24 protein-coding genes are annotated in these 24,843 nt (G+C 58.8%); 5 read left to right on the top strand and 19 right to left on the bottom strand.

Annotated elements, in window-relative coordinates:
• Nucleotides 1–58 precede the first annotated feature (58 nt).
• Genes HQ945_RS19095 through HQ945_RS19080 form a run of 4 tightly spaced genes read left to right on the top strand, consistent with a single transcriptional unit; the run spans nucleotide 59 to nucleotide 4,259 of the window.
• Complete coding sequence (locus tag HQ945_RS19095) at nucleotides 59–1,060, top strand: ABC transporter ATP-binding protein (RefSeq protein WP_113280983.1); 1,002 nt, start codon at nucleotides 59–61, stop codon at nucleotides 1,058–1,060.
• Entirely contained in the window at nucleotides 1,057–2,010 is a 954-nt protein-coding gene (locus tag HQ945_RS19090) for an ABC transporter permease (protein ID WP_113280984.1), read from the top strand. The genes HQ945_RS19095 and HQ945_RS19090 overlap by 4 nt, the downstream gene beginning before the upstream one ends.
• Complete coding sequence (locus HQ945_RS19085) at nucleotides 2,000–2,809, top strand: ABC transporter permease (RefSeq protein WP_091924331.1); 810 nt, start codon at nucleotides 2,000–2,002, stop codon at nucleotides 2,807–2,809. Before HQ945_RS19090 ends, HQ945_RS19085 begins: the two co-directional genes overlap by 11 nt.
• A gap of 22 nt (nucleotides 2,810–2,831) precedes the next feature.
• Complete coding sequence (locus tag HQ945_RS19080; protein ID WP_091924329.1) at nucleotides 2,832–4,259, top strand: gamma-aminobutyraldehyde dehydrogenase; 1,428 nt, start codon at nucleotides 2,832–2,834, stop codon at nucleotides 4,257–4,259.
• Nucleotides 4,260–4,315: 56 nt separating this feature from the next.
• Here the strand turns inward: HQ945_RS19080 and HQ945_RS19075 are convergent, their stop codons facing one another.
• The 3 genes from HQ945_RS19075 to HQ945_RS19065 form a co-directional block, all read right to left on the bottom strand.
• Nucleotides 4,316–5,140 (bottom strand): alpha/beta fold hydrolase, encoded by an 825-nt coding sequence (locus HQ945_RS19075; protein ID WP_027232662.1) that lies wholly within the window; start codon nucleotides 5,138–5,140, stop codon nucleotides 4,316–4,318.
• Between the two features lie 362 nt (nucleotides 5,141–5,502).
• On the bottom strand, nucleotides 5,503–6,492 hold the full coding sequence (locus HQ945_RS19070) for a GlxA family transcriptional regulator (protein WP_027232663.1): 990 nt from the start codon (nucleotides 6,490–6,492) through the stop codon (nucleotides 5,503–5,505).
• A gap of 12 nt (nucleotides 6,493–6,504) precedes the next feature.
• Nucleotides 6,505–7,296, bottom strand: coding sequence for a pyrroline-5-carboxylate reductase family protein (locus HQ945_RS19065; RefSeq protein WP_027232664.1), 792 nt, complete (start codon nucleotides 7,294–7,296; stop codon nucleotides 6,505–6,507).
• A gap of 155 nt (nucleotides 7,297–7,451) precedes the next feature.
• Here HQ945_RS19065 and HQ945_RS19060 point away from each other — a divergent pair, with 155 nt between their 5' ends.
• Nucleotides 7,452–8,135 carry a class I SAM-dependent methyltransferase gene (locus tag HQ945_RS19060; protein WP_113280985.1) on the top strand — a complete coding sequence of 228 codons (684 nt, stop codon included), beginning with the start codon at nucleotides 7,452–7,454 and terminating at the stop codon, nucleotides 8,133–8,135.
• Here HQ945_RS19060 and HQ945_RS19055 read toward each other — a convergent pair.
• From HQ945_RS19055 to HQ945_RS18980, 16 genes are all read right to left on the bottom strand, one after another.
• Nucleotides 8,125–8,922 (bottom strand): ABC transporter ATP-binding protein, encoded by a 798-nt coding sequence (locus HQ945_RS19055; RefSeq protein ID WP_113280986.1) that lies wholly within the window; start codon nucleotides 8,920–8,922, stop codon nucleotides 8,125–8,127. The genes HQ945_RS19060 and HQ945_RS19055 overlap by 11 nt on opposite strands.
• A gap of 8 nt (nucleotides 8,923–8,930) precedes the next feature.
• A complete protein-coding gene (locus HQ945_RS19050) occupies nucleotides 8,931–9,968 on the bottom strand; it encodes a FecCD family ABC transporter permease (RefSeq protein WP_113280987.1) in 1,038 nt (345 codons plus the stop codon).
• The gene (locus HQ945_RS19045) at nucleotides 9,965–10,969 is read right to left on the bottom strand and encodes a FecCD family ABC transporter permease (RefSeq protein ID WP_113280988.1); all 1,005 of its coding nucleotides are present in this window, start codon (nucleotides 10,967–10,969) and stop codon (nucleotides 9,965–9,967) included. Before HQ945_RS19045 ends, HQ945_RS19050 begins: the two co-directional genes overlap by 4 nt.
• 15 nt (nucleotides 10,970–10,984) lie before the next feature.
• Nucleotides 10,985–11,953 carry an ABC transporter substrate-binding protein gene (locus tag HQ945_RS19040; protein ID WP_343051271.1) on the bottom strand — a complete coding sequence of 323 codons (969 nt, stop codon included), beginning with the start codon at nucleotides 11,951–11,953 and terminating at the stop codon, nucleotides 10,985–10,987.
• Between the two features lie 116 nt (nucleotides 11,954–12,069).
• Nucleotides 12,070–13,212, bottom strand: coding sequence for an ABC transporter ATP-binding protein (locus tag HQ945_RS19035; RefSeq protein ID WP_113280990.1), 1,143 nt, complete (start codon nucleotides 13,210–13,212; stop codon nucleotides 12,070–12,072).
• A gap of 31 nt (nucleotides 13,213–13,243) precedes the next feature.
• Nucleotides 13,244–14,647 carry an NAD(P)/FAD-dependent oxidoreductase gene (locus tag HQ945_RS19030; protein WP_113280991.1) on the bottom strand — a complete coding sequence of 468 codons (1,404 nt, stop codon included), beginning with the start codon at nucleotides 14,645–14,647 and terminating at the stop codon, nucleotides 13,244–13,246.
• A 2-nt stretch (nucleotides 14,648–14,649) separates the two neighbouring features.
• Complete coding sequence (locus HQ945_RS19025; protein ID WP_174208407.1) at nucleotides 14,650–15,513, bottom strand: PfkB family carbohydrate kinase; 864 nt, start codon at nucleotides 15,511–15,513, stop codon at nucleotides 14,650–14,652.
• Nucleotides 15,513–16,355 (bottom strand): sugar phosphate isomerase/epimerase family protein, encoded by an 843-nt coding sequence (locus HQ945_RS19020; protein WP_113280993.1) that lies wholly within the window; start codon nucleotides 16,353–16,355, stop codon nucleotides 15,513–15,515. Before HQ945_RS19020 ends, HQ945_RS19025 begins: the two co-directional genes overlap by 1 nt.
• 12 nt (nucleotides 16,356–16,367) lie before the next feature.
• The gene (locus HQ945_RS19015; protein ID WP_228020358.1) at nucleotides 16,368–17,228 is read right to left on the bottom strand and encodes a carbohydrate ABC transporter permease; all 861 of its coding nucleotides are present in this window, start codon (nucleotides 17,226–17,228) and stop codon (nucleotides 16,368–16,370) included.
• Nucleotides 17,225–18,190 carry a carbohydrate ABC transporter permease gene (locus tag HQ945_RS19010; RefSeq protein WP_027232674.1) on the bottom strand — a complete coding sequence of 322 codons (966 nt, stop codon included), beginning with the start codon at nucleotides 18,188–18,190 and terminating at the stop codon, nucleotides 17,225–17,227. The genes HQ945_RS19015 and HQ945_RS19010 overlap by 4 nt, the downstream gene beginning before the upstream one ends.
• A 15-nt stretch (nucleotides 18,191–18,205) precedes the next feature.
• On the bottom strand, nucleotides 18,206–19,531 hold the full coding sequence (locus tag HQ945_RS19005) for an ABC transporter substrate-binding protein (RefSeq protein WP_027232675.1): 1,326 nt from the start codon (nucleotides 19,529–19,531) through the stop codon (nucleotides 18,206–18,208).
• 80 nt (nucleotides 19,532–19,611) lie between these two features.
• Entirely contained in the window at nucleotides 19,612–20,625 is a 1,014-nt protein-coding gene (locus tag HQ945_RS19000) for an SIS domain-containing protein (RefSeq protein WP_174208406.1), read from the bottom strand.
• 167 nt (nucleotides 20,626–20,792) lie between these two features.
• Complete coding sequence (locus HQ945_RS18995; protein WP_113280995.1) at nucleotides 20,793–21,815, bottom strand: LacI family DNA-binding transcriptional regulator; 1,023 nt, start codon at nucleotides 21,813–21,815, stop codon at nucleotides 20,793–20,795.
• Between the two features lie 226 nt (nucleotides 21,816–22,041).
• A complete protein-coding gene (locus tag HQ945_RS18990) occupies nucleotides 22,042–22,842 on the bottom strand; it encodes a heme ABC transporter ATP-binding protein (protein ID WP_091924296.1) in 801 nt (266 codons plus the stop codon).
• 10 nt (nucleotides 22,843–22,852) lie between these two features.
• On the bottom strand, nucleotides 22,853–23,941 hold the full coding sequence (locus HQ945_RS18985) for a FecCD family ABC transporter permease (protein WP_113281090.1): 1,089 nt from the start codon (nucleotides 23,939–23,941) through the stop codon (nucleotides 22,853–22,855).
• 23 nt (nucleotides 23,942–23,964) lie between these two features.
• Nucleotides 23,965–24,840, bottom strand: a complete 876-nt coding sequence (locus HQ945_RS18980; RefSeq protein WP_113281091.1) for a heme/hemin ABC transporter substrate-binding protein — start codon at nucleotides 24,838–24,840, stop codon at nucleotides 23,965–23,967.
• Between the last annotated feature and the right edge of the window lie 3 nt (nucleotides 24,841–24,843).

The following is a 24,843-nucleotide window of genomic DNA, read 5'->3' as shown; positions in this document are numbered from 1 at the left end:
CGCGAACCGCATAGGCTAGGCCCGGACCAATCATAACCCAACTTAGTGGAGCAAGGCCATGACACCTGCTGTTCTATTCCAGAACGTATCCCGCCATTTCGGTGCCGTTCGTGCGGTAGATGCAGTTGATCTGGCAGTCGCTGAAGGCGAGTTCTTCGCAATGCTTGGCCCATCGGGATCGGGCAAGACGACGTGCCTGCGGCTGATGGCCGGGTTCGAACAACCGACGAGTGGTCACATCGAGATCTTCGGAGAAACCGCCGAGGGCGTTCCCCCTTACAAGCGCAGCGTCAACACTGTGTTTCAGGACTACGCACTGTTTCCGCACCTCAATATTCTCGACAACGTTGCCTACGGGCTCATGGTGAAGGGCGCAGGCAAGGACGAGCGGCGCAAGGCCGCGGAGGACGCCCTCGCCATGGTGAAGCTTCCCGGCTATGGCTCGCGGCGTCCGGGTCAGTTGTCGGGCGGTCAGCGCCAGCGCGTGGCGCTGGCGCGTGCGCTCGTAAACAAGCCGAAGGTACTTCTGCTTGACGAGCCTCTCGGCGCGCTCGATCTGAAGTTGCGCGAGCAGATGCAGGAGGAACTGAAGTCCCTGCAGAAGTCGCTTGGCATCACCTTTGTCTTCGTTACCCACGACCAAGGCGAGGCCTTGTCGATGGCCGACCGCATTGCTGTGTTCAATGAAGGGAAAATTCAACAGCTTGGCACACCGGAGGAGGTGTACAAGCGACCGCAGACGCGCTTCGTCGCCGACTTCGTCGGTTCGTCGAACGTGTTGCCGCCGGAATTCGTCAGCCAGTTTGGCGCTGCCAACCGCTATGCAAGCCTGCGCCCCGAAGCTATCACGCTCGGCCGCGCTGGCGACGGCAAGCTGGTGCTTGACGGCACCGTCGTGTCGCGCAGCTTCCTTGGTGCGACCAACCGCATCCTCGTCAGCGTCAATGGCACGCGCATCCACGTGATGAGCCCGGCCGCAGCGACGGTCCCCGCCGAAGGCGGGCGCGTAACATTGAGTTTCGACCGGGCCGATCTCCACCTGATGGACCAGGCGTCATGAGCGCCATCGCGCAACAACGATCAACCCTCACCGATCGCGGCAGCCTGAGCGGGCGGCTCTCGGACTTCCTGTGGAAGCATCCGCATGTTTTGCTCATGCTCCTGCTCGCCCCGCCGCTGCTGTGGCTCGGCATAATCTATCTCGGTTCCCTCTTTGCGCTCCTGCTGCAAAGCTTCTTTTCCATTGACGACTATTCAGGGCTTATCAACTACCAGTTTACACTTGCCACGTATGGCCAGTTGCTCAACGAAGCCAATTTGGACATCATCCTCCGGACGGTTCTCATGGCTTCGATCGTGACGCTGGTTTCGGCGGTCATTGCCTTTCCCATCGCCTACTATGCTGCGCGCTATGCGCAAGGAAAATGGAAGGCCTTCTTCTACCTCGGCGTGATGTTGCCGCTCTGGTCGAGCTACCTCGTGAAGATCTATGCCTGGAAACTGATCCTCGCCAAGGAAGGCATCCTCACCTGGGTTCTGACCAAGCTCAATCTGATGTGGCTGCTCGACGCCTGGCTCTCCCTCCCGGTCATCGGCGGCAACTCCCTATCGGTCAGCTATACGGGGACGTTCATCGTCTTCGTCTATGTCTGGATGCCGTTCATGATCCTCCCGATCCAGGCAGCGCTCGAACGCGTGCCCGGCAACCTAATCGAAGCTTCTTCCGACCTTGGGGCCACGCCGCAACAAACCTTCCGCCATGTCCTTTTCCCGCTTGCCCTTCCCGGAATCGTTGCTGGCTCGATCTTCACCTTCTCGCTGACGCTCGGCGACTACATCATTCCGCAGATCATTGGTTCGTCGCGCCTGTTTATTGGGCAGGCGGTCTATGCGCAGCAGGGCACGGCGGGCAACATACCGCTGGCAGCGGCGTTCACCGTTGTTCCTATCGTGATCATGGGCTTCTATCTCTGGATGGCGCGGCGCATGGGGGCATTCGATGCGCTCTGATCGCTCTGCTCCGCTCGGACTGAAGATCGCTGCCGGTTGCGGCCTCCTCTTCCTGCATGTGCCGCTGCTTCTGATCTTTCTCTATGCCTTCACGACCGAAGACAAGAGCTACCAGTTCCCGCCGCCCGGCCTGACCCTCCAATGGTTCGCTGTCACCTGGGAGCGGCCCGATGTCTGGCAGGCGCTGTTTCTCTCCGTGCGTGTCGCGACGGTATCGACTATACTGGCGCTAATTCTCGGCACGCTTTGCGCCGCCGCCGTGAGCCAGACGCGCTTCTTCGGCCGCGAGACAATTTCGCTCCTCGTCATCCTGCCGATCGCGCTGCCCGGCATCATCACCGGCATTGCGCTGCGTTCCGCCTTCAGCCTGGCCGATATACCCTTCTCGTTCTGGACCATCGTCCTTGGTCACGCGACCTTCTGCATCGTCGTCGTCTACAACAATGCAGTGGCCCGCTTCCGCCGCGTTTCCGGCTCGCTGATGGAAGCATCGATGGACCTCGGCGCCAACGGCTTCCAGACGTTCCGCTACATCATCCTGCCGAACATCGGAACCGCCCTGTTGGCCGGGGGCATGCTCGCTTTCGCCCTGTCGTTCGACGAGGTGATCGTCACCACCTTTACCGGTGGCCAACAATCGACACTGCCGATCTGGATGCTGCAGGAGCTTATTCGTCCGCGCCAGAGGCCCGTCACCAACGTCGTGGCAATGGTTGTGGTGCTCGTGACGTTCCTGCCGATCCTTGCCGCCTATTACCTCACACGTGACGGCGACCAGATCGCCGGTTCAGGCAAATAATAAGACTATGGGAGAACATGTCATGGATACGCAATTGCTCATCGGGTCAAGGTTCGAAGCCGGAACGGAAACGGAGGAACAGATCCTCAACCCCAAGACCGGCGCCAGGATCATCGATCTCGCCGAGGCTTCCCACAGCCAGATCGACGCGGCGGTCGATGCTGCCGAACGAGCTTTCCTGGGCTGGTCGCGCACAACGCCGGCCGAGCGCGCGGGGTATCTTCTGAAGATTGCGGATGCGATCGAAGCGGAGGCGGACGGTTTTGCCGCGCTCGAAGCACTGAATTGCGGCAAGCCGATCAATGCGGTGCGCAACGATGAACTGCCGGCCATCATCGACTGCTGGCGGTTTTTTGCCGGAGCAGTTCGAACATTGACCTCCCCTGTTGCCGGAGAATATCTGCCCGGACATACCTCCATGATCCGCCGCGATGCGATCGGCATCGTCGGCTCGATTGCCCCATGGAATTATCCATTGATGATGATGGCCTGGAAGCTCGCGCCAGCGATCGCGGGGGGCAACACAGTCGTGTTCAAGCCATCGGAGCAGACACCGCTTACAGCCTTGAAAATGGCGCGCCTGCTCGCCGGAATATTGCCTGAAGGTGTCGTGAACATCATCCTTGGCCGCGGCGAGACCGTCGGCAACGCCCTTATCAACCATCCGAAGATCGCCATGGTTTCCATTACCGGTGACATTGCGACAGGCAAGAAAGTCTTGCAGGCGGCGGCCAAGACCGTCAAGCGCACCCATCTCGAGCTTGGCGGCAAAGCGCCGGTGATCGTATATGGAGACGCCGACCTTGAAGCCGTCGTCAATGGCATCCGCACGTTCGGCTACTACAATGCCGGCCAGGACTGCACTGCGGCCTGCCGCATCTACGCGCAGGACAGCATTTATGAGCGCCTTGTAGCCGACCTGTCTTCGGCGGTGTCGACAATCCGCTATAACGACCCTGATGACACGGTCAACGAGATCGGGCCGCTGATCTCGGGACGCCAGCGCGACCGGGTTGCGAGCTTCGTCGAACGGGCAACTGAACAGAAGCACATCGAGATCACGACGGGCGGCGGCCCCGGCAGCACCAATGGATTTTTCTTTCAGCCGACGGTGGTCGCCGGCGCCACGCAGGAAGACGAAATCGTGCGCCGGGAAGTGTTCGGACCGGTCGTTTCCGTGACACGGTTCAAAGAGGACGAGCAGGCAGTTAGCTGGGCCAATGACAGCGATTACGGTCTGGCGTCGTCGGTCTGGACTCGCGACATCACCAAGGCGATGCAGGCAGCATCACGCCTGCAGTATGGCTGCACCTGGATCAACACGCATTTCATGCTCACCAACGAGATGCCGCATGGCGGCGTGAAGCAGTCAGGCTACGGCAAGGACATGTCCGTCTATGCGCTGGAGGACTATACGGCCGTGCGCCACATCATGATCAATCATGGGTAAGGCCTTGCGCCTTGTAAAAAAAGAAGCGGGGCCAAGGGTCGGCCCCGCCGCGTCGATCAGCTGCGGATGAATGCGAGAAGGTCCGCGTTGATTGTCTCCGCGTGCGTCGTCGGCATGCCGTGCGGGAAGCCCTTGTAGGTCTTGAGCGTTCCATTCTGCAAAAGCTTTGCCGACAAAGGAGCAGAATCGGCATAAGGAACGATCTGGTCGTCGTCGCCGTGCATCACGAGTACCGGGACCTTGATCTTCTTCAGATCTTCGGTGAAATCGGTCTGCGAGAAGGCGACGATGCCGTCATAATGCGCCTTGGCGCCGCCCATCATGCCCTGACGCCACCAGTTCTGAATCACGGCCTCCGACACATTTGCGCCGGGTCTGTTGTAGCCGTAGAACGGGCCGGCGGCTATCGCACGATAGAAATCGCTGCGGCCTGCGGCGAGCTGCTTCTGGAAGTCGTCGAATACATCCTTCGGCAGTCCGCCGGGGTTGGCGTCGGTCTTGACCATGAGCGGCGGGACGGCACTCAGGATCGCCGCCTTGGCTACCCGGCTTTCGCCATGACGCGCAATATAGTGCACGACTTCCCCGCCGCCGGTGGAATGGCCGACGTGAATGGCGTTCTTCAGGTCGAGCTTTTCGGTCAATGCAGCAAGATCATCGGCATAATGATCCATGTCGTGGCCGTCGCTCACCTGACTTGAACGCCCGTGACCGCGCCGATCATGGGCGATGACGCGAAAACCGTTGTTGGCGAAGAACATCATCTGCGCATCCCAATCGTCCGCCGATAGCGGCCACCCGTGGCTGAAGACGATGGGCTGCCCTGCTCCCCAGTCCTTGTAGAAAATCTCGACCCCATCCTTTGTGTTGATCGTTGGCATATCGCTCTCTCCTGACGGTTTGAATTGGACGGACGGAGGGTATTGCAGCCGCGCCCGAAAGCAAATGCCATCTAGACACAACTTATCGGGGAAATATTCCGATCGAAGTCAATCATTGGCTGCTCTACGTAGTTTTCTCGGCAGAGCCTAGGGTTAGTGCTGATTGCGGCGTGCTGATCCTCTCAATATTGTCGATATCTCAAGTTCCCCTCTCTAGACTTGAAACTTGGCCCGCCGCTGCTGCAAACCCCTGGCAGCGGCGGGCGCATTTGTTTCTAGCGTGAGGTGGCTTGTAGCAAGGGACGAGGCCTGCTGAATGGATCGCACGCAATCGTTTGGTACAGACATGCGCACTCTGCGTATCAGTGCGTCGTTGCGCCCCGTACCCGCCCCGGCGTCTCCCCGTAAGCCTTTTTGAAGGCCTTTATGAAGTGCCCCGCGGTCTCAAAGCCTACCTCAATGGCGATCTCGATCAGCGGCGCCTTGGTCTGCAGGAGCAGCGCCCGTGCGCGATGCAGTCTCAACGCCATATAGGCCTGGGCGGGCGAGCGGCCTGTCTTTTCATGGAAGAGACGCTCCAATTGGCGACGCGAGATGCCGACAGACGCTGCGAGGTCGGGGATGCTGATAATGTCCTCGACATGCCGTTCCATGGTGATCAGGATCGACTTCAGGCGATCGTCGCTGCAGTCGATATCCAGCGGCCTGCGCGGCTGAATATCCAGCGCAGTTCGTGCCCGTTCTATCTGCAGCACTTCGAGCGCGTTGCGTTCGGCGTCCCTGCTGATCGACTGGCGCACGATCGACGCCGCCAGATCGGCGGCACTGGTGCCGCCAGCACATGATCCGCGCGCCTTGTCGAGGTTGTACAGTCGATCCGAACGTACCGCCAGATCAGGAAAGCGCTCCCTGAATGCCTGGTAGTGTAGCCAGCTGACGCACGTCTCATGATGATCCATCAATCCGGCTTCCGCTAGAATGAACGATCCGGTGCACACGCCGATCAGAGGCACCTTTTGCAGATCTGCCCGCTTGAGGAAAGCGATCGTGTCGTTGTCGATGGGGCGTTCTACGGTCAACAGCCCCCCGACCACCACGATGTAGCTGAACTGGCCGGGATCAACGAAATCCGACGTCGGAGCCACCTCGACGCCGCAACTTGACGTGATCAGATGCCGGGTGCTGCCGAGCACCTGCCAGTCGGCATGCACCCGTCCAGAACGGTCGAGCTCATCGCTTGCCAGCCGCAACGTATCGACGAACATGGCAAAGGCCGACAGAGTGAAGGAACGCGCGAGCACGAAGCCGATTTTCAATCGCGCCGTCTCGGAGGTCAGGGGTCTCGCATTCATCCGTCAGTCCTTCTATGGCGTCGTCGATAATGCCTTGGCCTTGCGGTAAGCGGCATCAAGACCGGTGTCCACCGCGGCGTCAAAGCCCCCTTGCCGCATGGCAATGATGCCTGCCGCCGTCGTCCCCTTATAGTCCACGAACGATTTGACCGTCTCGGATGGCGATGCGCCGTTGAACTCCTGAAGCCGGCCAGCGCCAATGATCACCTGCTGTGCGGCGCGTCGCGCGACGTCAGGGGAAACACCCCGGGCGACCGCATGATTCATCATCGCTTCGGCGAGCAAGGCCGGGAATGCAGCGCCCGAACCCGACATGGCGGTGAAGTAATCAATGTGCTCCTCCTGGCTGACCGCGTCGACCACGCCGCAACTGCGGAACAGCCTCGCTATCGTATCGCTATCTCCGGGTTCAGGCGAATCGATGAAGAAGGGGGTATAGGAATAGCCGAGTTCTGCTGCCGCATTGGGCAGTGCGCGGGCTACCCTGTTGCTGCCGGTTCGTTGCTTGATGTCCTTGATCGTCACACCGGCCATTACCGACACCACTAATTTTCCCGCGGCGTCGATATCGACAGCATTCCAGTCGTTCGGCCGCACCGAGAGCACAATGACATCAGAATTATTTACGAGTTGCGTGTTGTCAGACGTCCAATGACAGCCGAGCGAATTTTCTGGTCGTCCGCTGCGGAACGAGCAAGTGAGCCGTTCAGACCCGACTGTTCCCGAACCGACAAGAGCTTTCGCTATGGCTGTTCCCAGCCACCCCGACCCTCCAATGATGCCTACGCGACCGATGTCAACCATGCGGGGACCTCCTTGCTTTCAAGCATCATACGCGATCTGCGGTTCCATGACCGCGACATATGGTTGTCGTCTTACGGCTTTACACGTCTGAGACGCTGGCCAAGCGAGACAAGCCATTGTAAAACCGCGCTCCGATCCCGGTGAACGAGACAGGTATGGCTCAAACTCAATCAGCAAACATCGGCACGTGGTATATCGATCCCGATGCAGAAGACAAGATGGCCCACGGTCATGCGCCGATCTGGCGGCACCTTATCGACCTTATCGTCGAGAAGGATCTTACCGCCAAGAGCGTGCTTGATTTCGGTTGCAATCAAGGTGGCCTTCTGAGGCATCTCTATGCGATCCGGCCCTTTCACAAAGCTCTTGGCGTCGATATCGCCGACACGTCCGTCGCCAAAGCCGAGGCACTGAAAGGCAACCTGCCAATCCAGCATCAGGCCACAAGCAGTCTTACGGGTTGGGCGGATCAATTCGATGTCGCGATCAGTCACGAAGTAATCTACCTCGTTCCCGATATCGATGCGCATGCCGCGGACATCTGGCAGGCGCTGAAGCGCGGCGGCGTCTATTATGCGGTAACCGGCTGTCATATGGACAATCCGCTGTGGCCGAAATGGCGCGAGCTTGTGGCCAAGCGGACCAATACGATCGTACAGGATCGCTCGATCACGGATTACGGGCGCGCCTTCGAGAAGGCGGGTTTCGGAGTTTCGGCGCGCAAGCTTGAATTCAATGGTTTTATCCCCTTCGTGGCCGATGGTTGGACCCCGAATTTCGCCGACGCGCTCGAATATTATACGCAGACCAAGATCGTCTTCCGATTGGTCAAACCATAGGCCGCTGCCACCTGGCAAGCTCGACGTCAAAGTGCGGCGGGCTGTCGGCGGCGACTTGAACGAAACGGCCTCTCACGCGAAAAATATCCTGGATCAACCCGCTGCCGGCCAGGTCTTCCGGCAAGCCGTCAAATCGAAGCCTGCCCTTCTCCAACAATGAAATGCGGTCGCTAACGGCGATCGCCTGGTTGATGTCGTGGATTGCCATGACGATGGTGACGCCTTTTTCGCGGCTGAGGCGGTGGATAAGGTCAAGGACTTCCACCTGGTAGCCGATATCGAGGAAGGATGTCGGTTCATCGAGGAGAAGAATGGCTGCTTCCTGCGCCAAAGCGGCCGATATCCAGGCCCGCTGGCGCTCGCCGCCCGAAAGCTCGTTGAGGCTGCGGTCGGCGAGACCGCCCAATCCAGTGCTTTCTAGCGCCCAGTCGATGGCTTTTTCGTCCGTGCTGTCGTAGGAGCGGAATAATCCCACATGCGGATAGCGCCCTTGCCGAACGAGTTGGGCCACGGTCAATTCGTCCGGCGCTGCCGGCTGTTGCGGCAGGAATGCGAGCTTCTTGGCAAGCGCTCGCCGTGACAAGGTTGCGACCGGCGTTTCGCCAAGGAGCACCCGGCCCTCGACCGGTCGGATCAATCCGGCCAAAGCATGAAGGGCAGTGCTCTTGCCCGAACCGTTAGGGCCAATGAGCGCGCGGATTTCTCCCTGCTCCAGCGAAAGGCCGAACTGGTTGAGCGCCTTGCGCTCTCCATAGGCAACCGACACGTTGGAACAGGACAGTGGCATGAGCGGTCTCACGTGGTTTTGCGCAACAATGCTAGAAGTAGGGGGACGCCGACAATGGCGGTCACAACCCCGATGGGAATTTCCTCGGCCTGTCCGAGCAAACGCCCGATCAGATCGCCAAGCGTGACGACAATGGCGCCGAGGCCTATCGTTAGCGCCAGCGACAGCACAAAGTTTCGGCCGGCAATGAATTTTGCCATATGAGGCACGATCAGGCCAACGAAGACAAGCGGCCCGACCGCTCCGACGGCGCTTGAAGCGAGCATGCAGACAACGACAAGAACGATGGAAAACTGGCGGCGATAAGCAAGCCCGAACGATTGCGCCACCGTTGCATCGAAATGCAGGAGGCGCAGCGGCCGATAGATGACTGGAAGCATTAACAGGCCGGCAATCGTAAAGGGCAGCAGGAAGAGCGCATGGTCCCAGGTCCGGGCATAAAGGCTTCCGGACAACCATTCCAGAATGATCTCGATGCGTGCCGAGCCCCATCCTGCGATAAGGCCGATGGCTATCGCATGCAGCACCGCGCCGACCGCCACGCCGCAGAGCGTGATACGCATGGCGCTGAGACCGAGGCGAAATGCCAGCAGGTAGATGATGCCACCCGCTAGCAGTCCCCCGGCAAGCCCCGCCGCCGGAAGCCAAGCCACCGGCAACTCTGCAAGCGTGTTCGAGCCCGGTTGGAAGATATAGACGGTGAACATCAGGAAGGTCGTTACCGAAAGCGTGGCCCCTTGCGAGATCCCCATCAGCGATGGGTCCGCAAGCGGGTTGCGTGTGATTGCCTGGAGAAGGAACCCCGCCAATGCAAAATGAATTCCTGCCAATACGCCGGTTACGATGCGTGGAAGCCTGATATCGAGGATGATCGCCCGGGCCTCATCGGATCCGTTGCCCTTCAGGACAGCCATGATGTCGTTGTGGGAAATATCGGCGACGCCCAGCAACGCCGCTGCGACGATCGAAGCGGTGGTAACGGCGACCAGAGCGAAAACGATCCAGCCGGCGTTCGAGCCCGCTCGCGTGGAGGCAACTGCATTCATCGCTCAGCGCCCGAAAGATTGAGCCGGCCGCGCTGGACAAGGTAGATGAAGATAGGGCCGCCGATCAGCGCCGTGATTATCCCGACCGGCAATTCCCGCGGGACGGCGATGCTGCGTCCAACAACATCGGCAAAGGTGACGATGAGCGCACCGATGACCGCGCTCAACCCGATGTCCCAGCCAGTCCCGCCTGGTCTGAGAAGGCGCGCAATGTGGGGTGCTGCAAGGCCGACAAAGGCAACCGGACCGGCGATCGGCGTGATACCCGCGACCGGGATAATCGCCAGAATGAGAATGACCGGCTTCCACAGCCCAAGCTGCAGGCCCATTCCGGCAGCGGCATGGTCGCTCAGCATGAACATTCCGATTACACGACGAAAAACGAGCGCCCCGACGACACCTGTTACCGTCCAGGGAAGCATATGCATGAGATGTGTCCAGGTCCTTCCCTGAAAACCGCCCGATAGCCAGAACAGCAGTGATGCGGCCTGCGGCCCCGTCAGCAACAGGACATATGTGGTTATCGCGCCGAGAAACAGGGAAACGCTGACACCGCCAAGTGCCAGTTGCAGCGGACGCCCCTGCCCGCCGCGTGAAACCCAGAACGTCACGGAAGAAGCCGCGAGCCCGCCCAGCAGCCCGATGACCGGGTAATAAACCGGGGAGAGCCACGGCACGAACACGAAGCAACAAACGATCGGCGCAACGGCTCCGGCCGTCGCGCCGGTAATGCCGGGATCGGCCAGCGGATTGCGCGTCAGCGTCTGCAACAGGTAGCCTGAAACGGCGAGCCCCGCACCGCCTGCGGCAGCCGTCAGGCTCCGCGGCAGCCGCAGCGTCCACACGAGGATTGAATCGATCTTGCCATCGGGCGCGACAAGAACATGGAAAACCGTCGCGACCGATAGTGTTTTTGCGCCAACCAGCAAACCGACGGCGATCGTCGCCACGCAGGCCAGCACGATAAGCCCAATGAGCAGGAATGATCGGCTTGGGCTCATTCGTCGGACTGGCCGTCAGTCCTGGACGGTCGCGGGAATGATCTTTGCCGCTTCCGCACGGACATCGACGGCCGGGAAGGTGTCCGGATAGAGATAGTGCGCCGCTTCCCTCAGAACGATCTCGCGGGCGATCGGACCATTTGTTTCGACCCACTGATCACCGACATAGAAAACCCGGTTGTTCTTGACGGCTGAGAGCTGCGACCAGATCGGATTGCTTTCGTGGGGGCGGTCCGGCCCGGAATCGTAGACGAAGATGACCTCCGGATCTTTCTCCAGCATGGTCTCGAGACTGAGATCGATACCGAACTCGCCGCCCGGCGACTTCGGGCCGGCGATATTGTCGCCCCCTATAGCCGCCACGATGGAGGCGGATGTGTTTTCGGTATGGAACGCAAACGGCGTTGCTCCACCCCACATGATCATGAAACGCGGGTGGACATCCTTCGGTGCCTTGGCTGCGAAGTCGGCCAGATTCTTGCGGAAGTCGGTATTCAGCTTCTCACCCCGCTCGGGCTGGCCGAGCAGTTTCGAAATCTCGGCAACTTCCTTATAGCTTTCGTCGAGCAACTCCATGTTGTAAGCCACATAGGGTGCGATGCCCTGCAACTGCGCAGCGTTGCCGACGGTATAGCGGCGGATTGCGATGATGAGGTCGGGCTTTGCTTCGGAAAGTAGTTCAAGGTTCGGTTTGGCCCGCTGTCCGATCCGCTTCATCTGCGAGGTCAGGCCAAGCAAGAAATCCGGTTCGCGGCCCGCTGTCATATATGTGCTTGCGACCGGCTTGACGCCGAGGGCCAGCGCGATGTCATCGGCGAAGTAGGAGATCGAGGCGATGCGCTTCGGTTGTGCAGGAACTTCGACCGTGACGCCGCGATCATCGACAATCGACATCTTGCCTGGATCGGCAGCGAAAGCGCTGCCTGAAGCCAATAATGCCGCGATACCGAGCGCGCGCGCACGCTTGAATAAAATCCTTGCCACGAAAGCCTCCTTGCTGGTTTGCGATTTCATAAACTGCAAAGAGGAGTTTCACAATCATATTTAAGTCTAATAGCGGCGGAACACCCTTTCCCGCCCGCTCGCCTCAAAAGCAGGTTTCATTGCATCCCGTATTCACTTTGCTTTTGGACGCCGGCTTGTGACAAGCGCGCGATAGCAGCGCCATTGGCATCGAAAATGTGGACGTCTTGCGGTCGCGCGGTAAAGCGAATCTTGTCCGTCCTGGCGTAAGTGCCTGTACCGTCTACCTTGATGAGATATTTTCGATCAGAGCCCGGCATATCGACATAGAGAATTTGTACTTCGCCGAGGTGTTCGACAAAATCGATGGTACCAGTAAACACCGGCCCATTCGTTTTTGCATCCGCGATCTGTGTATTTTCAGGACGAATACCGATGCTGAGCCGATCCTCAGCAGAAACGCCAGCGGGCAGCACACCAAGATCGAGAGCGACCCCGCAATCCAGCTTGCATTTCGCGGAGCCCGACAAGTCTTTTTCGAGTTTCCCCTCCAATATGTTCATCGAAGGCGACCCGATGAACTGCGCAACGAAAAGATTGGCAGGATTTTTGTAAAGCTCGATCGGTGTTCCAACCTGCTCGATGTTTCCGTCTTTGAAGACGACGATGCGGTCGGCCAAAGTCATGGCCTCGACTTGGTCATGTGTCACGTAGATCATGGTGACGTCCGGCATGCTCTGCTTCAGCTTCGCAATCTCGATCCGGGTCGCCACGCGCAGCGCCGCATCGAGATTGGACAATGGTTCATCGAAGAGAAACACGCGCGGATCACGCACGATGGCGCGGCCGATGGCAACACGTTGCCTCTGCCCGCCGGAAAGAGCCTTCGGCAGCCTCTGCAGATAGCTGTCGAGCTGGAGGATGTTTGCTGCATTGCGCACACGTTTATCTATTTCGGCTTTGGGCAGGCCGGCAATGCGCAGACCGAAGGCCATATTTTCGAAGACAGTCATGTGCGGGTACAGGGCGTAGGACTGGAACACCATCGAAATGCCGCGCTTGGACGGCGCCACATTGTTGATCCGCTCGCCGTCAATGATGAGGTCGCCGGAGGTAATCGTTTCCAACCCGGCAATCGAGCGAAGCAGTGTCGATTTTCCACAGCCCGAGGGGCCCACAAAAACGATGAACTCACCGGATTTAATGTCGAGATCGATGCCGTGAAGGACCTCCAGATTGGAGTATGACTTACGTATGTTTCTCAGCGACAAGTCAGCCATCGTTCCGTTCCTTATATTTGCTTCCCATCACTCAGGGAGCAAGATTGGCCAGAAATCGCGTGATCCGATCCGGCTTCTGATTGAGAATTTCCACGTCATTCTTGCGGCGAATGGCGCCCCTGACGATTTTTGCACCGACATATCGCAACGGTTCGGGCGGGAGCTTCGTCCGGCGACCGATACCGACCAACCCGCATCTGCTCCACTTGTCGTCGCGTCCCAAAACGAGGCTTGCCATGATGCGGCCGGCGACGGGCGTCTGGGCAATTCCGGTGCCGTTGAAACCGACAGCGTAAAAGATGTTCCGGTGCTCTTTCAGATGATCGAAAACCGGCAGATGCTGGGCAGTGCAGTCGATTGGTCCGCTCCAATCATATTGCACCTCAACTTCTTTAAGTTGCGGATAGACGCGGTGCAGCTCGCGGATATTGTCCAAACCCTTGTCTCCGCTCCGGTTGAAGCTGGAGCCGATGCGGTCCTGATACGCAATGCCGCCGGTTCCCCGGCCGAAGATCACCCGGCCTGAAGGGGTGCGCTGGTAGTAGAGCACGTGGTGTTGGGCATCGCAGATCGATGCACCGTCGACCCAACCGATCTCATCCAGAATGTCGGCAGCAGGCGCGGTTGCGATGAGCTGACTGCTGACCACATAGAGATAGGGGTGCAGTTCCGGAATCGCCGAAAGCCATGCGTTGGCAGCGAGGACGATCTTCTTGGCAGACAACGTACCCTGAGCCGTGCGCAATTGCGGTTGTGCCCCAGGTACGATCTCCAGAACCGGACTCTGTTCGTGAATAATGACGCCGTTCGAGATTGCAAGCTGGCGCAAACCCAGCGCCAGCTTTGCCGGCTGGACTGTCCCAGCCCGTTCTTCCACGATGCCAAGGTAGGACGCAGAAGAACCGGTCCGCTTCAGCATATCGGCCCGGTCAAGGGTCCGAAATCGCTTCTCGCCCAACGTCCGGGTGAGATCATAGGCCTTCGACCACGCCCCTTCCTGGGCGGCGGAACTTGCCGTCCACAACCAGCCGTCCAGTCGCAAATCCATGTCGATGGTGCCCGAATCCTGCAGGGTCTTGAGTTCATCGATGGCGTCGGCAGTAGCGCGGCACAACATGAGCGCGTCTTCAGTACCCACGAGTTCCCGTAGCATGTCGATCTCGGCGAACCAGGTGTGGACCTGTCCCCCATTCCTGCCCGAAGCGCCCGACCCGCAAAAATCAGCTTCGAGGATCGTAACGCGCGTCTCGGGCGCATGCTCTTTTATCCGCAGCGCAGTCCACAGGCCAGCGTAACCACCGCCGACGATCGCAATATCGCACGTCTCGCTGCCCTTGAGCGGTGTCGTTGCGGCATCGGCGGCAATACTCTGCAACCAAAAGGACCGGTCTTCTCTTGGGGCCGCAACCGGCGGTCTCATTTTGATACTGCTCATGCTCAAGCCCTTTGCGCGGTACGGATGACGCTGTCGTATTTGTCGAGAAGCCATTGGGGTATCGGCAGGATCACCTGGGGAAATCCGCCGAGATGCGTACAGGTTTCCGCGGCCCGCGCGGCCGAACGATTGAGCGCGGTTTCCTCCGAGCAGCCTTCTACAAAACGGCTAACGATGAATGTTGCGATGAAGCTGTCGCCGGCGCCGCAGGTATCAACGACAGATACCGGCACCGAATCCGCGAAGAACAGAGGGCTGCCATTATCGTAGAAGGAGCCGCGCTTGCCGCATGTGACCACGACTTCGCGGGCCCCTGCCCGCTTGAACTTTTCGATGAGCGGCTTGACCGGTTCGTCCGGATCGTCTGGACCTGACGCAAAAACCAGCGGTACATTATCCAGCGGCAAATCGAAGTGTCGTGTCGACACGTCGACGCTGAACCTTACGCCATCCGCCACAAGCCGGCGCACCAGCTCTTCGCTCGCATTTGTGCCGAGATGGACCCAGTCGGCCCGCAGCAGCGCATCATAATGTTCGCCCTTGGGGAAATAGTCTGCCCCGACGCCGAGGGACTCGAGCAGGAAGCGCCGCTCGCCGGCATCGTCGGCAAGGAGGGTTACCGCGGAACTCCCTGTCAGCAATTCCACGTCGCCCGGAGCGAGGCCGACACGCTCGATCTCGTCGAGCATGATCTCGGCTTCTTCATCATGGCCGAGGGCGCCGAAATAGCGCGCATTGTGGCCGTGTCGTTGCCATTGAACCGCGACATTGAGCGCATTTCCTCCTACCGTGACGAAGCCTTTGGTCAGGTAGGCATCAAGGCAATTGTCGCCGACAGCAATCAGCGTTGGACTGGCGTTCTGCATCATTGCTCCGCACGGTCAAGAAGAGGAGCAATCGCGGTCAGACAACGTTGCAAGGCCGCGACGGGATCGAGCGCATAAGATCCATTGCCGAACGGTTCGAAGGTAAGGGTCCCCGTAAAGGAACTCGCATCGAGTTCGGCGAGATAGTCGTGCAATGGCAGGTTGCCATCGCCCCAGACCAGGTGGCCGGCCGGCGTCCCGTCAACGATATGAACATGGGAAAGGCGCTCGCCGAACTTCTCGACATAGGCGCCGACGCTGTCCTTCGCCGTTGCCATGGCCACGATATCGAGAACGACGTCGACATTATCTGCGTCGAGCTCGCGCCAGAAGGCAAAGAGATCATCCGCGTTGTTGACGATATTGCTCTCGGTTCGTTGCAGTGGTTCCAGAAGACAGGCAACCCCATTGCTCCTGGCGTGCCGGGCAATCGTGTTGACTGACTCGATCGAACGAGCCCAGGCGCGCTCGCGGCTTTCATTTTCAAACCCGCGGCCTGGGGTCAGAAACAGGTATTTCGCACCAAGTTCAGCACAAATATCGGCAGCGTGGAGAAAGCGCTCCACGCTCTTTGCGCGATAGGTGTCGTCGCCCGATGCGATGTTGATGGGATAGAGCACCTGTTCCGGCGTGAAGCAGTGAACCGACAACTGATTGTCGACGAGGACGGCCTTCAATTCCCTCAGGCGCGAATTGCTATCGTTGAAGAGGTCGAGGTGGGGAGCAATTCCCCAAAGCTCCATGCGGCTGAATCCCATCCGGCGCAGCTGCTCCGCGACCCACCGGAACGGGTGGTGCTGAAAGGAGAAATTTGCTCCGATGAGTTGTTCACGTCTCAACATTTCCCGCTCCCCTTATTTGCCGATGCCTTCGGCAAGGCCCCGGATGAAGAAGCGCTGCGCGGCGAAGAAAACGATGACGATGGGAAGTGCTGACAATGTCATCGCAGCGAAGACGATGGCGTAATTGGTTCCGTGTTTCGCCATGATCGATGTCAGGCCGACAGGCAGTGTCTGCAAGTCTGCGCCGCTCGTGAAAATCATCGCGAAGAGATATTCATTCCAGGCGAAAAGCACGTGCAGGATGACACAGGATACAAGTATCGGCTTGCACAGCGGCAGGATCACCTTCCAAAAGATCTGGCCCTCGGTCGCACCGTCCATGATCGCTGCCTCATCGAGATCGCGTGGGAGTCCGAGCATGTAGGCGCGAATGAGAAAGGTCGTGAACGGGATGCGGAAGGCTGTATAAAGAATGATCAGCGCCCAATAGGTGTTGTAGAGGCCGAGATCCTGCATCATGCGCACGAGCGGGATTACCGCGACAGTCGGGCTGAGCATGAGGCCGCCAAGCACGATGCCCACGAAATAAGGCTTCCCGGGCAAGCTTGAGCGCGTCAGGCCGTATGCGGTCCACGCGCTTACGAGAACGGTGCAGATGGCGGAACCAAGCGTCACGATTATGCTCGTCGCAATGTAATTGCGGATGCCCTGGTTCCAGGCAGAAATATAGTTTCCGATCGTAAAGCTGGTCGGAAGCGCAAATGGATTGCCGAAGATCTCCGAGTTGCTCTTGAAGCCGTTCAGGGCCATCCAGATCAATGGATAGATGACGATGACGCCGAGGCTGACAAGAAAGGTGACAAGGCAGACCTTTGCCAACATTTGAACGAAATCGACCGGTTCCCTCTCGGGGGATTGAAGGGTGACGCTCACAGATGCACCCTCCGCTTCCTTGTGTACCAGAGCTGGGCGAAGCCGGTCAGCAAGGTGATTACGAAGATCACGGTTGCCACGGCGGCGCCATAGCCAAAGTCGTTTTCGATGAAGCCCTGTTGATAGAGCCAGGTTCCAAGCACCTGGCTGGAATTGTTCGGACCGCCGGCCGTCATGACCATGACCTCGTTGAAAACCTGGAAGGCGCCGGTGATCGTGACAATGACCATCAGGCCTGTCATCTCGCGTGTCAGAGGCATGGTGATGTTCCACAGGCGCCGCCAGGTGCCAGCCCCGTCCATGATCGCTGCATCATAAAGTTCGCGCGGTATCTTCTGGATCGCAATGCCGAACAACAGCGTCGAATAGCCGAAACCCTGCCATTGGCTCATGGCTATGATTGCATAGATCGCCGTATGCTCTTCGCCGAGCCACGCCCGCGACCAATTCCCGAGGCCAATCTGTGTGAGAAAGGAGTCAAGCAGACCGATGTCCGGCTGATAGATGAAGTAGAACAGCAGGCCGGTGACGGTGATCGAAATCGCAGAGGGGATGAAATAGACGGCGCGCCAGAACCTGCGCCATCTTTCGTTGTCGAGTCCTTCGATGAGCGCGGCGAGCACGAATGCACCAAATACCTGGAAAACAATCGAGATGACCGCATAAAGCGTGTTGTTGAGGATCGCGGTCCAGACGATCGGATCGCTCTGGAGCCGGCGATAGTTGTCGAGGCCGACAAAGGCGGTTTCGCCGGTGAAAATATCCTGGTTCTTCGTGCTGACGATGAAGTTGTCGATGATTGGATAATAGACGAACCAAAGGATCAGAACGAATGCGACCAGCACCCAGCGGAACGACAGCAAGCCCGACAAGGGGCTGGTCTGATCATTCCCGGCTTTCCTCTGCAGGGTGAAGCCGATAGCGGCGGCTTCACCCTTATAGTCATGCTTCACGACAGTCATTGTCTGAGAGCTTTCTTACTTTGAAGAAGCCGCAGCTTTCTTCACTTGTTCCATGACCTGCTCGGGTGTCTGCGAGCCGCCGATGAGTGCCTGCAGGCCCGAAAGCCAGGCAGCCGCCACGCGCGGTGGGTTGGCCGTATCGAGCCAGGGCATGAGATAGGAAGAGTCTGCGATAACTTTCAGGCCACCGACGACCGCCGGATTCATCGTATCGGCGGAATATCCTCCGACGGTCGCACTCGGCTGGCCATAAGGCGGAGCCGACAGAACCTTGCCATTATCTGCAGAAGTGACGAACTTCATGAAGTCGATGGCAAGCGGAATGTTCTTCGAAGCGGCATTGATCATGTAACCTTCCGGCGCGCCTTCGATCGACTTCACGTCGCCCTTTGCGTCCTTCGGTGCCGGCAGTTTGAAGTAGCCGAAATCGTCCCGCTTCAAGGCGCCGTCGGCAGTGCTCTGATCGAACTCGATGATTTCCTGATAATACATGGCCGACTTGGCATTGGAGAACTGCTGCAGCGCCGATGCATAGGACGAGCCGTTCGTCCCGGAACCATCCGAACATTCATCGATCAACTGCTTGAACTGGGTCAGGCTCAGCACATAGCCCGGATCGGAGTAGTCGGCGGTGGCCGGCGTGAAATCCTTTTCGAGCGTCGCCTGCGGCACGTTATAGGAGAGCAGTTGCCCGGCATAATGAACCGCCGGCCAGCCTTCCTTGTTGCCGAAGGAGATCGGTGTGACGCCCGACTTGCGTAGGGCCGCGCAGGCGGTGAGCAATTCATCAAAAGTCTTGGGTTCGGAAACGCCAGCTTTTTCGAACAGCGGCTTGCTGTAGCCCATGAACTTGGCGTCGAGATAGAGCGGAATGCCATAGAGCTTGCCATTGTACTGGAAGGCGCTGACTGCGGCGCCGGCAAGTTGCTTGCCCCAGGCGGTATCGGGACCGATCACCTTGCTAAGGTCGACCGCGCGATTGCCGCGGACGAAGTTTTCGCCCCAGCTGCCGGTCCAGGAGAAATAGATATCAGGCAAGGAATTGGACGCAACGAGAGCCTTCGTCTTGCCCTTCACGCTGTCGTCGCTCTCCTGAATAAGTTCGACTTTGACGCCTGGATGAAGCTTTTCATATTCCTTGGCGGCATCGACGAAAAACGGAGAAAGCTGCTGCAGACCGAACTTAGTGAGAATGCTGAGCGTGCCCGAATATTCAACTTTTGCATCCGGATCCGCGACGACCGGGTCTTTTGCCAGCGCGACATTTGCGCTGCCGGCAATCAATCCGGCCGCCATGAAAGAAGCGAGACTCGTCGTGCTTAAAAACGTGGTGCTTTTCATTTCGCAGTTCCTCTCTTTTTTGATCTTTCGTTTCTGTGAATGAATCAATCCCGATCCGACATGATCGGATCGGGACAATCTCAGTATTCGACGCGCTTGTAGTAGCGGCGCGTTGTCAGCGGATGGTCGCGCAAACCTTCGAGATGGGCGCTCAGACGCTCCAGCATGGTGGCGAGGATAATCGGAGAGATCAGCTTGCGCGTATTCTCGGAAATTCCCGGCAGCTTGACAGCGGCTGCGTCCAGAACCCGAACCTTGTCGGTATAGCGTTTTGCGAAATTTTCGACGCGATCGGTCAGTGGGCGGCAGGCATCCTCACCCTTGAAGATGAACAGGCTGACACCGGGCTCGACCAACTCCAGCGTGCCGTGGAAGAAATCGGACGCATGAACCGGACGTGTGCGGATCCACTGCATTTCCTCAAGGATGCACATCCCGTAATAATGCGCTTCCGGCCAGACCGAACCTGCGCCGGTGAAGATGTGATAGGTCTCGTCCTTGATTTCCTGGGCGAGCCCGGCAGCGCCAGCCTCGTAATCTTCCTTCACCGATACGAGCAATTCCGGCAGCTTCTTAAGCTCTGCCACAGTCGCATCGAAGTCCGCAAATTCACCACGCTCAGCCAGCAGGGCGAGAACGATCAGGAGAGTTTGCAGGTAGAACGATTCCGAGGATGTATCGTCTTCGGCGAAGTTGGTGAAATTGTAGTCCGCATCGAGGCCGAGAGGCGTGTTCTTATGCCCGGTGAGGGAAAGCGTCTTTACGCCGCGCTCCTTCAGGAAAGCCATAAGCTGGACGCTTTCCTTGGTTGTTCCCGATAGCGACGGAAGAATGACGAGCGCCCGTTCATCAAGGCCAGCCGGCGCTTCGAGAACGACCTGCGCCGGAAATGCCGCGGAGACCGGGAAGACAGTGCCGTTGCGGGCAAACTCGATCGCCGGCTGCGTCAGAAACTGCACGCCGCCCGTGCCCATGAAGAAAATCCGTTCGAGGCCATCGTCGAGCAGCTTGCGCACCAGGGTGCGCACGTCATCGGCGATTGCGACTGCGCCACTTTGTATCTTCACAAAGCGATCTTTATCGAAGTTGAGCATTAGAACCTTCCCGTTTGCGCATATCAACACCGCTGGAGAGCGAGGTACCGTCTTGCGCGAATGTTCGTTAAGACAATGTGAGATCGATCTCACACATATTTAGCGCACAAGAATTTCACGCTGACAAGTGGGTTGGAGTGTTTTTTTGCTGAGATGCGCGGTGTGGCTCAAACGTCCTGTCGACGGCTCACCGAACCTCTGACCAACAGCTTGGTTTCAAAGCGAATTTGTCTTGTCTGGCGGCTATGTCCGGAGAGCCGTTCAAAAAGGAGCCGGGCTGCTGCAAGGCCGATTTCCGACACCGGCTGTGCAACGACTGTGATCTGCGGATCGGTAAATGTCGCCAGGTTGAAGTCGTCGAATCCGATGAGCGACACGTCATGCGGGATGGAGATTCCCATCGAACGAAAGGCCAACAGCGCGCCTTGGGTCATCAAACTGTCGACGGTGAAGAGTGCAGTCGGTGGCGATTTCTGGCTGAACAGTCGAATGGTCGCATCGATCGCGTGTTCGACTGTCGATTGGGATACGGAAATCATCCTGTCGTCCGGGTTGATGCCTGCGGCGACAAGCGCGCTCTGATAGCCGCTCAGGCGTGCGCGCGACGTGAAGATGCGCGTATCGTCCTGCAGAAGGCCGATACGTCGGTGGCCCATGGCGATGAGGTATTCGATGGCCTTGCGCGCTCCGCCTTCATTATCGACGACGACACTGTCGCAATCGATTCCTTGCACAACACGGTCGATCAGCACCAGCGGGACGTTTTCCTCGATCAGGCGCTTAAGATGGATGTTGTTCTCGTCCGATGTCGGCGCGACGATGAAGCCGCGTATGCTCAGGGATTGCAGGCTCGCCAGCAAGGAGACTTCCTGTTCCAGTTGCTCTTCGCTGCTGCCGATAATCAGATTGTACCGGCTTCGACGCGCCAAAGCCTCGATATCGTGCGCGATCCGGGCGAAAAATGGATTCTGAATGTCACCGAGAATGCAGCCGATGATCGGCAATTGGCCGTTGCGCAGCGCCTGTGCCAGGCGATTGCCCCTGTAACCCAGCTTTTCCGCCGCTTCCTGGACGCGCTGCGCGGTCTCGTCGCCAACGTAACCATAGCTGTTGAGCGCACGGGCAGCCGTCGCACGGGAGACGTTCGCAAAAGCTGCCACATCCTTCAACGTCGCTGGTTTCTGAGCCATTTCAACCTTCTCGAAGCACGAATAGTGCGCCGCTTTCGCCCCTTTTATCCTCGGGATGCCGGTTAGCATAGGCGGGGCGCGATAGAATTCGGCATCGAAGGGAGAGCGAGTCTCCGCTTCATGCAACCAGAAATAAATTATGCTGTGAAATGTCGCCTTTGCGACGGGGACGGTTTTGCCCGGGTGCTGCCTGAGCCCAAGGTTCCGTCTTGCGTGCGGCTACTATTCAGGACAATACGGAATGCGGCAGGACAAACGGCGTGCCCGGCGCCGGAAATGCGCCGACCTTCAGCGCACAATCATAGACACGCAGGATGCGCTCGTCCGTGAGCACCTCGGCCGGCGTGCCGACGCAATCGGTATGACCGCGATTCATGATAACGACCTTGTCGCCGTACATCGCGGTCAGATTGAGATCATGCAGGATCGCAACGACCCCTCCCCCGCGTTCAGCAAAGTCGCGCGCGATCCGCATGATGATCAGCTGATGCTTGATGTCCAGGCTCGAGACCGGCTCATCGAGGAAAAGAAAACGCGGCTGTCCGTCAAGCACGGGTTGCCAGACCTGGCAGAGAACGCGGGCAAGTTGCACACGCTGTTGCTCGCCGCCTGAGAGCTCCTGGTAGAACCGGCCGCCGAATCCGGCAAGATCCACAAGGTCCAGCGCAAGATCCGGCAAATCTCTTGCCGCCCCTGCACCGGTACGACCGGCGATCACTCCCAGCTTGACGATTTCCCGGACGGTGAACGGAAATGAGAGCGAGGTGGCTTGCGGCAGGATGGCGCGCGCGGCAGCCATCTGCCAGGGTTTCATCCTGTCGATCGGTGTACCGTTGAGGCTGATGCGGCCCGTAAATGGCAGGTCGCCCGCCATCGCCCGAAGCAAAGTCGTCTTGCCCGATCCGTTCGGCCCTACGACGACGGTGAATTTTCCGGCTTCAGCCGTGAAAGCAGCGCAGTCGATGATCTTTTTGCGGCCAAGGAAGACAGTTACGTCGCTCACGTCAATGCAATGGGAATTCGCCATTGTGCGGGTCCTAGAGATCGAGGATGCCGCGTCTGCGCAGCAATATCCAGAGGAAGAATGGTGCTCCAACAGCGGCGGTGACAATGCCTATCGGCAGTTCCGAGGGTGCCACGATCGTCCGGCTCACCGTATCGGCAAGCAGCAGCATGCATGCGCCGAGCAGCGCCGCGGCTGGCAGGAGGTAGCGGTGATCCGGGCCGATAACGATGCGCAGAAGATGCGGTACGACAATCCCCACAAAGCCTATGCCACCGCTGACTGCAACGGATGCGCCGGTCGCCGCGGCGACTGTGACGATGGCAACATACTTCAGCCTTTGCACCGGAATGCCGAGGTGGCCGGCGGATGCTTCACCGAGGGCGAGCCCGTTCAGGCCTTGCGCGAGGAACGGGGAGGCAAGCAGCGAGACGATGATGAACGGTCCGGCTGCCGCGATCTTGATCCAACTGGCGCCGGCAAGGGAACCAAGCCCCCAGAAGGTGAGATCACGCAACTGCCTGTCATCGGCAACGTAGACCAGTATGCCCATATAGGCGCCGGCCATGGCGCCGAGCGCGATGCCGGCGAGCAGCATCGTCGCGATCGACGTTTGTCCGCGCCGGGTCGCTACCCGGTAGAGAATCGCAGTGAAACTCAAGGCGCCTGCAAACGCTGCAAGCGGCAGGGCGTAACTACCGAAGAATGCGATCATGGGCGCGAGCGCCGTGCCGCCAAGCACGATCATGCTCACCGCGCCAAGTCCTGCGCCAGCCGAGACCCCGACAATGCCGGGATCGGCGAGGGGATTGCGGAAGAGGCCCTGCATCACCGCCCCGGAGACCGCAAGTGAGGCACCGATCAGTGCGCCAAGGATGACCCGCGGCAATCTGATGTCGTAGACGATGATCCGGTCGCGGAGCGATACCGCGTCCAGACTGTCCTGCGAAGCGGAGAACAAACCGGAGAGCACTGATAGAGCGGACGCATCCGATGCGCCGGCAGTGAGGCTGAACGCCATGGAAGCCAGAAGGCAGCCACACAAGATGACGATGACTGCCCTTGCCAGATGGGATCGATCGCCATCGGCGAGATGCCTCGTCGATGTCTGGCGCCGCTCCATGAGTTTTGTGGTCAAGGCTTCGCTCATTGGCTGAGTTTGTCGCCATAAATTGCCTTGGCAAGATCATGCACGGCGTTGGGTGTGCGTGGACCGAAACCTAGGAGATATTGCCCGTTCATGCGTATAATCGATTTCGAAGCGCCGGCCGGTGTCGCGGCAATGGCCTTGTTGGCAAGCAGGTCAGCGTTGGCGGCCGCATGATCCCCTCCCCTGTCCATAACGAGAATGACATCCGGTTTGGCGATAATAATCGCCTCGTCGGTCAGCGGCTTATAGCCCTCAAAGCCGCTGATCGCATTTTCGGCACCTGCAAGTTCGATGATCCCGTTGGCAGCGGTCTTGGTGCCGGAACTAAGGATCTTGCCGCCCTGCGCGCTGAGGATGAACAGGACCCGTTTGCGCTCCTGAATATCCTTGGTCTCGGCCGCAGCTGATGCGAGCTTCGTTTCAAGTTCGCCGGCAAGCGCTTTCGCCTTGGCCTCGGCTCCGAGGGCTTTGCCGACGACCTCGACTTTCGCGACAATGCCCGGGCCCGAATAGCTCTCCGGCACTGCCACCATGGGAACGCTCGCCTTCTTCAGGACATCGATCGTCTCTTTTGGTCCACTGCCTTCGACGGCGATGATTGCCGTCGGATTGATCGAGAGCACACCCTCGGGAGACAGTGCGCGCATATAACCGATGTCGGGAAGCTTGGTCGCTGCATCAGGGAACGTACTCGTCGAGTCCCTGCCGACGAGCCGAGACTCTTCGCCCAGCGCATAGATGATCTCGGTGATCGAATCGCCAATCGACACAATACGGCTCGCATCGGGCAACGCACCAGTAACCTCTTCGGCCTGGGTTGGCACAAGCGTTGTCAACAGGAAGCCGGCGCAGACAATTGTCCTGAGTGTCATGGT

The organism is Phyllobacterium pellucidum, from assembly GCF_013327855.1.
In the GTDB taxonomy this organism is placed as follows: Bacteria; Pseudomonadota; Alphaproteobacteria; order Rhizobiales; family Rhizobiaceae; genus Phyllobacterium; species Phyllobacterium pellucidum.
Note: the sequence above shows the minus strand (reverse complement) of the source record. Positions and strands in the feature narration are given on the sequence as shown.

Coding starts and splice junctions, on each gene's coding strand:
- HQ945_RS19035 (WP_113280990.1), bottom strand. CDS start 13,212: ATGGCTGACTTGTCGCTGAGAAACATACGTAAGTCATACTCCAATCTG.
- HQ945_RS19010 (WP_027232674.1), bottom strand. CDS start 18,190: ATGACTGTCGTGAAGCATGACTATAAGGGTGAAGCCGCCGCTATCGGC.
- HQ945_RS19000 (WP_174208406.1), bottom strand. CDS start 20,625: ATGCTCAACTTCGATAAAGATCGCTTTGTGAAGATACAAAGTGGCGCA.
- HQ945_RS19070 (WP_027232663.1), bottom strand. CDS start 6,492: ATGAATGCGAGACCCCTGACCTCCGAGACGGCGCGATTGAAAATCGGC.
- HQ945_RS19005 (WP_027232675.1), bottom strand. CDS start 19,531: ATGAAAAGCACCACGTTTTTAAGCACGACGAGTCTCGCTTCTTTCATG.
- HQ945_RS19055 (WP_113280986.1), bottom strand. CDS start 8,922: ATGCCACTGTCCTGTTCCAACGTGTCGGTTGCCTATGGAGAGCGCAAG.
- HQ945_RS19075 (WP_027232662.1), bottom strand. CDS start 5,140: ATGCCAACGATCAACACAAAGGATGGGGTCGAGATTTTCTACAAGGAC.
- HQ945_RS19090 (WP_113280984.1), top strand. CDS start 1,057: ATGAGCGCCATCGCGCAACAACGATCAACCCTCACCGATCGCGGCAGC.
- HQ945_RS19025 (WP_174208407.1), bottom strand. CDS start 15,513: ATGCAGAACGCCAGTCCAACGCTGATTGCTGTCGGCGACAATTGCCTT.
- HQ945_RS18990 (WP_091924296.1), bottom strand. CDS start 22,842: ATGGCGAATTCCCATTGCATTGACGTGAGCGACGTAACTGTCTTCCTT.
- HQ945_RS19050 (WP_113280987.1), bottom strand. CDS start 9,968: ATGAATGCAGTTGCCTCCACGCGAGCGGGCTCGAACGCCGGCTGGATC.
- HQ945_RS19030 (WP_113280991.1), bottom strand. CDS start 14,647: ATGAGCAGTATCAAAATGAGACCGCCGGTTGCGGCCCCAAGAGAAGAC.
- HQ945_RS18995 (WP_113280995.1), bottom strand. CDS start 21,815: ATGGCTCAGAAACCAGCGACGTTGAAGGATGTGGCAGCTTTTGCGAAC.
- HQ945_RS19080 (WP_091924329.1), top strand. CDS start 2,832: ATGGATACGCAATTGCTCATCGGGTCAAGGTTCGAAGCCGGAACGGAA.
- HQ945_RS18985 (WP_113281090.1), bottom strand. CDS start 23,941: ATGGAGCGGCGCCAGACATCGACGAGGCATCTCGCCGATGGCGATCGA.
- HQ945_RS19095 (WP_113280983.1), top strand. CDS start 59: ATGACACCTGCTGTTCTATTCCAGAACGTATCCCGCCATTTCGGTGCC.
- HQ945_RS19085 (WP_091924331.1), top strand. CDS start 2,000: ATGCGCTCTGATCGCTCTGCTCCGCTCGGACTGAAGATCGCTGCCGGT.
- HQ945_RS19020 (WP_113280993.1), bottom strand. CDS start 16,355: ATGTTGAGACGTGAACAACTCATCGGAGCAAATTTCTCCTTTCAGCAC.
- HQ945_RS19060 (WP_113280985.1), top strand. CDS start 7,452: ATGGCTCAAACTCAATCAGCAAACATCGGCACGTGGTATATCGATCCC.
- HQ945_RS19045 (WP_113280988.1), bottom strand. CDS start 10,969: ATGAGCCCAAGCCGATCATTCCTGCTCATTGGGCTTATCGTGCTGGCC.
- HQ945_RS18980 (WP_113281091.1), bottom strand. CDS start 24,840: ATGACACTCAGGACAATTGTCTGCGCCGGCTTCCTGTTGACAACGCTT.
- HQ945_RS19065 (WP_027232664.1), bottom strand. CDS start 7,296: ATGGTTGACATCGGTCGCGTAGGCATCATTGGAGGGTCGGGGTGGCTG.